Raw genomic sequence first — 6,421 nt, 5'->3', positions numbered from 1 at the left:
CAGGTCGACCTCCACCCGCGACCCACCCGCAGAACCGGGGAGCGCAGCGGTCGAGGTCATGCCCGCAACCTACGAGCAGGGTCTGACAGTTCCGGGTGACCAGCCCGGCCGGCGGCGGACCGCCGGGGAGGTCAGGCGGAGGCGGCGCGGCGACGGCGGCGCGCGGACAGCTCGTCGTCCACGTGCGGGCCGGAACCGTCCAGCCGCTCGGCCGGCAGCTCGGCGAGCTCGCCGGACAGCTCGCGCAGGGCGCCGGACACGGCGATGCCGAACACGCCCTGACCGCCGGCCAGCAGGTCGACGACCTCCTCGGCCGACGTGCACTCGTACACCGTCGCACCGTCGGACAGCAGGGTGACGTTCGCCAGCTCTCTCACGCCGCGCTGGCGGAGGTGGTCGACGGCCTTGCGGATGTTCTGCAGCGAGACGCCGGTGTCCAGCAGCCGCTTGACGACCTTGAGCACCAGGATGTCGCGGAAGGAGTACAGCCGCTGCGTGCCCGACCCGGTGGCGGTGCGCACCGACGGGGACACCAGCCCGGTGCGGGCCCAGTAGTCCAGTTGCCGGTAGGTGATCCCGGCGGCGGCGCACGCGGTCGGACCGCGGTAGCCCACGACGTCGGAGTCGACCTCGTCGTAGGCGGGCGCGCCGACGGCGGCGTCGCTGAACAGCTGACCCTGGACGCCCTGACCTTGAACGCCGGTGACCTGGTCGCTCACGTCAGCGCCTCCTCACGAGCCGGGTCGCCCGCGGTCGGGCGACGCCCACGCCCCGAGACCAAGGAGTCACACAGGCGTGATTCGCTGACCGTAGGCCGACCTGTGGAGGCGGTCAACCGCGCGGGGCGGCGTGTCGCTCCCGTCACCCTCCAGGGGGTGACGCGGCGGTTCAGGCGGAGCCCCCCGAGCCCGACCCGGCCCCGAAGTCCTCGGGGCTGATGTTGTCGAGGAACTCGCGGAACTTCTCGACCTCGTCCTCCTGCTCGTCGGGGATCTCGATCCCCACCTCGTCGAGCAGCGTCTCGGCCCCGAAGATCGGGGCCCCGGTGCGGACGGCGAGCGCGACGGCGTCCGACGGGCGGGCGCTCACGGTGCGCTGGTCATCGAACACCAGCTCGGCGATGTAGATGCCGTCGCGCATCTCGGTGATGTGCACGGCCTCCAGCGTCGCGCCGAGCGCACCGACGACGTCCTTGAGCAGGTCGTGGGTCATCGGCCGCGCGGGCCGCACGCCCTGCTGCTCGAACGCGATCGCGGCGGCCTCCACCGCGCCGATCCAGATCGGCAGGTAGCGCTCACCGGCGGTCTCCTTGAGCAGCAGGATCGGCTGGTTGCCGGGCAGCTCGACCCGGACGCCGACCACTCTGAGCTCCTGCACGACCAGCTCCCTCCGCTCGGTACCGCCGGGACCCTCGCCGTGCGGCCGGCACCGCATCGTCGCCCGGTGCCGCCGGCCCCCGTGCGGGTGCCCGTCAGGCGTCAACCGTACGCCAGCGGTCAGCCGCCGAGGACCTCGCGCAGGCGCGCCTCGAGCAGTCCCGCGTGCAGCTGCGCGGACAGCGCGGCGAGCTCCCGCAGCTGCTCGGTCGCCCGGCCGCGCGCCTCCTCCGAGCGGGCCCGCAGCTGCGGCGCCACGACCTGCTCGAGCAGCCCGGACTCGCGCTCGGCGGCGCTGCGGTACATGCGCAGGTGCCGCGGCTCGATCCCGTGCCGGGCCAGCCCGGCGACCGCCCGGGCGACGGGCAGGTCGGTGACCGGGTGCCGCCCCTCGGCGTCCACCCCGACCAGCCCGTACTCGACGCAGTCGGCCAGCTGGCCGGCGTCCAGCCCGGCCGCCTCGCAGAACGCCCCGGCCGCCAGCGGCGCCACCGGTGCGCCGACGTCGGCGAGCAGGGCGCCGTCGCCGGACGGGTCGCTGCCGGGCAGCGGCTCGCCCCGGTCGAGGGCGTCGAGGTGCTCCTTGATGACCCGCAGCGGCAGGTACTGGTCGCGCTGGGCGGACAGCACGTACCGCAGCCGGTCGACGTCGGCCCCGGAGAACTTCCGGTAGCCCGACGGCGTCCGCTGCGGGTGGACCAGCTGCTCGGACTCGAGGTAGCGGATCTTGCTGATCGTGACGTCCGGGAAGTCCCCGCGCAGGCGCGCGAGGACCTCCCCGATCGTCAGCCGGGGCGTGGTGTCCGGCTGTGCCCCGGAGGGCTGGGGTACGGCGCTCACTGCTCGGCTCCCCGATGTGCGGTGGCGCCCCGGGTCACTGACCGGCGACGGTCTCGCCGGTCCGCGGACCGGTGAGGTAGACCAGCCGGAACTTGCCGATCTGCACCTCGTCGCCGCCGGCGAGCGAGGCCACGTCGACCGGCTCGCGGTTGACGTAGGTGCCGTTGAGGCTGCCGACGTCGTGCACGGTGAAGCCGCCACCCTCGCGGTGGAACTCCACGTGCCGGCGGCTGACCGTCACGTCGTCGAGGAAGATGTCGCTGTCGGGGTGGCGCCCGGCGGTGGTGACCTCCTGGTCCAGGAGGAACCGGCTGCCGGCGTTGGGGCCGCGCTTGACCACCAGCAGCGCCGAACCCGGCGGGAGCGACTCGACGGCGCCGGCGTGGGCGTCGGCCGTCGACTCCGAGACCTCGGCCTGCTCGCCGGAGTCCTCGCCCCCGACCTTCGGGATGATGCTGGTGGACTCGCCGACCCCCTGCGGGGCGAGCGCAGCGCCGCACTGAGCGCAGAAACGGCTGCCCTCGGGGTTCTGGTGGCCACATCGAGTGCAGAGCACGTCTGTCTCCTCCGGTGCAGGCGGCACCGCCGCGGACCTGGTGGTCAGGCCACGGGCGGCCGGCGTGCGACGGGCCGGACGGCCCGCCGTTGTCGGCCTCCGCAGGTCGCGGTCGGGCCGGTGGGTCATGGAACCAGCGGTCGACCCGAGGGTCAACCGGACGTACAGGGTGAGGGTCGGGCCCCCGTTGGCTCGGGGACCGTTCCGTCGCAGCGATGATAGTGATCGCGTCCGGGGCCGCCAGGACGGTGGGTGCCGCCGGCGCGCTCCGGGGCGTGTGCTCCCCCGCCGCGCCGGGCCCGCGGGCCGGTCAGGAGGCGTCGAGCACGGCCTCGTAGCCGGCGGCGTCCAGCAGGTCCCCGGTCGGGTCGTCCTCCCCCTCGACGGCGACCTCGAGCAGCCAGCCGTCGCCGTACGGGTCGGCGTTGATCGTCTCGGGCGTGCCGGCCAGGGCGCCGTTCACCGCGGTGACCACCCCGGCCACGGGCGAGAACACGTCGGAGACGGACTTGGTCGACTCGACCTCGCCGATCGGGTCGCCGGGGGCGACCTCCTCCCCCACCTCGGGCAGCTGCACGAACACGATGTCGCCGAGGGCGTCCTGGGCGTGGTCGGTGATGCCGATGCGGACGACCGTCGCCGTCCCGTCGCGGCCCTGGACGAGCGCCCACTCGTGCTGGTCGGTGTAGCGACGGTCGTCGGGGGTGGCCATGCGGGATCTCCTGTGCTCGGGGTGGGCTGGCGCGGACTGTGCGAGATCAGTCGTGGTCGGCCGGCTCCGCGTGGCGGAGCACGGTGAGCGGGCGGACGGCGTCCACGACGACGTCCTGCGACGGGACGACGTCCAGGGTGCCGCGGCGGGAGGCGACCCGGTCGGCGACCCCGCCGGGGATCGACAGCGCCGGGGCGAGGTCCTCGGGGATGCCGATGACCCGCACCCGGTAGGGCGCCTGCACGGCCTGGCCGTCGACGGCGAGGTCGCCGGGGGTGCCGGTGACCGCCGTGTCGACACCGACCCGGACGTCGTCGACCTGCATGGTCTCCGCGCCGGCCCCGCGCAGCTCCAGGACGACGTTGACCAGGTCGGCGGCGCTGATCAGCCCCTCGGGGTCGTTGACGGTCAGCTCCAGCCCGGGTCCACGGGCGGCCACCGTGCCGTCGAGCAGGCCCAGGGTGCGCTCCCGCTGGCGGGCCTCCTCCAGCGCGCCGGCGGACTCGGTGTCGCTGCTGCCCAGCTGGGCGAGCACCGCGCGCTGCTCGGCGGCCTGCTGGCGCAGCCGGTCCTCGCGGGAGGTCAGGTCGTCGAGGACCCGCACCAGGTCCTCCTCGCGGGCGCCGGCGAGCTGCTGGCCGGTGTCGGTGCTGCGCACCTGCACGGCGATCGCGAAGCCCAGCAGCAGCGTCAGCACGCCGATCAGGCAGGCGGCCACCAGCCCCCGCCGGCTCCGCCGCCGGCGCGGGCGCTCCCCCGCCGACGGCTCGACGGGCGGCACCCCGGCCGCTGTGGCGAGGGCCTCGACGGGCGCCTCGGCGGGCGGGTCCGGCTGAGCGGGCTCCTCGGCGGGCGGGTCCGGCTCGGCGGGGCCGGGGGTGGTCATGCGCGGAACAGGTGCCGGCGGATCGCGGCGGCGTTGCCGAAGATCCGGATGCCGAGGACGACGACGACGGCGGTCGACAGCTGCGCGCCCACGCCGAGCTGGTCGCCGAGGAACACGATGAGCGCGGCGACCACGACGTTGGACACGAACGACACCACGAACACCTTGGCGTCGAAGATCCGGTCGAAGCGGGCGCGCACGCCGCCGAACACCGCGTCCAGCGCCGCGACCACCGCGATCGGCAGGTAGGGCTGCAGCCAGAGCGGGACGCTGGGGTCCAGGACGAGCCCGAGGACCACCCCGACCGCGAGTCCGATGACGGGGATCACGGGGTCAGCCTCCGGGGGTGGGGTCGGTGGGGGCGCCGGGAGCCGGCTGGGGCTCCTCCAGCGGCCGGGCGGAGCGCAGCTCGGGTGCGCTGCCGGCGGGCAGGGAGAGGTCCTTGTCCCGGCCGACGGTGAACTTCAGGCCGTACCGCTTGGACAGGTCGGCGACGTACCGGGCGCCGGGTGAGACCAGGAAGCGGTTGTACAGCGTCTCCTGGTCGCCGATCGCCTGCACCCGGTAGGGGCTGGTGAGCGGGCGGAAGTCGACCAGGATGGCGCTGCCGGCCTGCCGGATGGTGGTCGTGGCGCCCAGCCGCTGGCCGTTGATGCTGACCGCCTCGGCACCGGACGCCCACAGCGCGTTGACCACCTGCTGCAGGTCGCGGTCCTGCACCAGCCCGGCCAGCGCCACCGACTCGGAGCCGCCCACCGGGTCGGTGTCCGACGCGGGGTCGGCGTTGCCGACGACGACCTCCAGCCCGGGGCCGCGGACCGCGGTGAGCGCGGTGGCCTGCTCGGCGGCCGACAGCTGCTCCAGCGCGCGCTGGCCGACGGCGCTGGCCGCCAGCGCCTCGTCGCGCTGCCGGGTCACCTGGCGGTTGAGCTCGGCGACCTGGTCGGCCAGCTGGTCGGTGGTGGCCGACTCGGCCTGGATGTCCTCGACCAGCGCCTCGCGCCGCTGCTCCCGGCCCTGCGCGCCGGCTGCGGCCTCCCGGTAGGTGACCGCGACCAGCAGCCCGGCGATCAGCAGCGTGGCGGCGACCAGCAGCTGCCCGCGGTGGCGGGCCAGCCAGCTGCCCGGCGGCCGCGCCCCCTCCGGCTGCTGCGCCGCGGCCTCCCGCTTGCGGGCGGCGGCCTGCGCGTAGGAGGGGTCGAGCGTCTCGGCGAGGACCTGGTCGAGCAGCGAGGCCCCCAGCGAGCGCTGCTGCGTGCGCGGCCGGCGGGGCGGGGGGTCGACCGTGGGCGGCACGGTGGTCACGGCCGGGCCCCGGCCGCCCGCCGGCCGGACCAGAGCAGGCCGACCGCCTGGCCCACGTACAGCGCCCCGGCGAGCAGGTAGAAGACGCCGCCCCAGATGGTGAACGCGTAGGCGAACGGCTGGGCCACCTGCTGGAGGGTGCTGTCGCCGTCGGCGAGCAGCAGCAGCGGGAAGGCGTAGAGCAGCAGGAAGGTGGCCGCCTTGCCCAGGTAGTGCACCTGCAGCGGCGGCCAGCCGGCCCGCTGCAGCACCAGCAGCACGATCCCCAGCACCAGCTCGCGGCCGACCAGCACCAGCACCAGCCACAGCGGGACGACGTCGCGCAGCACGAACGCGATGAGCGTGGCGACGATGTAGAGCCGGTCGGCGGCGGGGTCCAGCAGCGCCCCGAGGCGGCTGGACTGGTTCCAGGCCCGGGCGATCTTGCCGTCGGCCCAGTCGCTGACACCGGACAGCGCCAGCACCACGACTGCCCAGCCGTCGGCGTGCGGGCCCAGCAGCAGCCAGAGGAACAGCGGCACACCGAGCAGCCGCAGCACCGAGAGCAGGTTGGGGACCGTCCAGATCCGGTCGCCGAGCTCGTCGCGGTTCGACACCCGCGCCGCCGCCTCGCGCTCCGGCGTCGCCGCGCCCGCCGTGCCCTGCCCAGGGAGGTCGGCAGCCCGACCGTCCGCCGTCGTCATCGGAGTACCACCCTCGCCGTCCACCGCCGGTCAGGTTAGTGCCCAGGCACCGGCGGGCGGCTC

At 75.1% G+C, this 6,421-nt stretch carries 9 protein-coding genes; all 9 read right to left on the bottom strand.

Annotated features, from left to right (window positions below; translation table 11 throughout):
- Positions 1-131: 131 nt before the first annotated feature.
- Positions 132-671 carry a MerR family transcriptional regulator gene (locus AB0J00_RS17080; protein ID WP_357746833.1) on the bottom strand — a complete coding sequence of 180 codons (540 nt, stop codon included), beginning with the start codon at positions 669-671 and terminating at the stop codon, positions 132-134.
- A gap of 217 nt (positions 672-888) precedes the next feature.
- Positions 889-1,377: a bifunctional nuclease family protein gene (locus AB0J00_RS17075; protein ID WP_357746830.1), complete on the bottom strand. Its 489-nt coding sequence runs from the start codon at positions 1,375-1,377 to the stop codon at positions 889-891.
- A 119-nt stretch (positions 1,378-1,496) separates the two neighbouring features.
- Positions 1,497-2,216, bottom strand: coding sequence for a MerR family transcriptional regulator (locus AB0J00_RS17070; protein WP_357746828.1), 720 nt, complete (start codon positions 2,214-2,216; stop codon positions 1,497-1,499).
- 34 nt (positions 2,217-2,250) lie between these two features.
- Complete coding sequence (locus AB0J00_RS17065; protein ID WP_357746826.1) at positions 2,251-2,772, bottom strand: FHA domain-containing protein; 522 nt, start codon at positions 2,770-2,772, stop codon at positions 2,251-2,253.
- A 310-nt stretch (positions 2,773-3,082) separates the two neighbouring features.
- Positions 3,083-3,484: a glycine cleavage system protein GcvH gene (gene gcvH / locus AB0J00_RS17060; RefSeq protein ID WP_357746824.1), complete on the bottom strand. Its 402-nt coding sequence runs from the start codon at positions 3,482-3,484 to the stop codon at positions 3,083-3,085.
- Between the two features lie 46 nt (positions 3,485-3,530).
- Positions 3,531-4,370, bottom strand: coding sequence for a DUF881 domain-containing protein (locus tag AB0J00_RS17055; RefSeq protein ID WP_357746821.1), 840 nt, complete (start codon positions 4,368-4,370; stop codon positions 3,531-3,533).
- On the bottom strand, positions 4,367-4,699 hold the full coding sequence (locus tag AB0J00_RS17050) for a DUF1290 domain-containing protein (RefSeq protein WP_357746818.1): 333 nt from the start codon (positions 4,697-4,699) through the stop codon (positions 4,367-4,369). Before AB0J00_RS17050 ends, AB0J00_RS17055 begins: the two co-directional genes overlap by 4 nt.
- 4 nt (positions 4,700-4,703) lie before the next feature.
- Positions 4,704-5,675, bottom strand: a complete 972-nt coding sequence (locus AB0J00_RS17045; protein WP_357746816.1) for a DUF881 domain-containing protein — start codon at positions 5,673-5,675, stop codon at positions 4,704-4,706.
- Entirely contained in the window at positions 5,672-6,358 is a 687-nt protein-coding gene (locus AB0J00_RS17040; RefSeq protein ID WP_357746814.1) for a CDP-alcohol phosphatidyltransferase family protein, read from the bottom strand. Before AB0J00_RS17040 ends, AB0J00_RS17045 begins: the two co-directional genes overlap by 4 nt.
- Positions 6,359-6,421: the final 63 nt, after the last annotated feature.

Source organism: Modestobacter sp. NPDC049651, assembly GCF_040659695.1.
GTDB lineage: Bacteria > Actinomycetota > Actinomycetes > Mycobacteriales > Geodermatophilaceae > Modestobacter.
The sequence above is the reverse complement of the archived record's forward strand: the minus strand, read 5'-3'. Positions and strand labels throughout refer to the sequence as shown.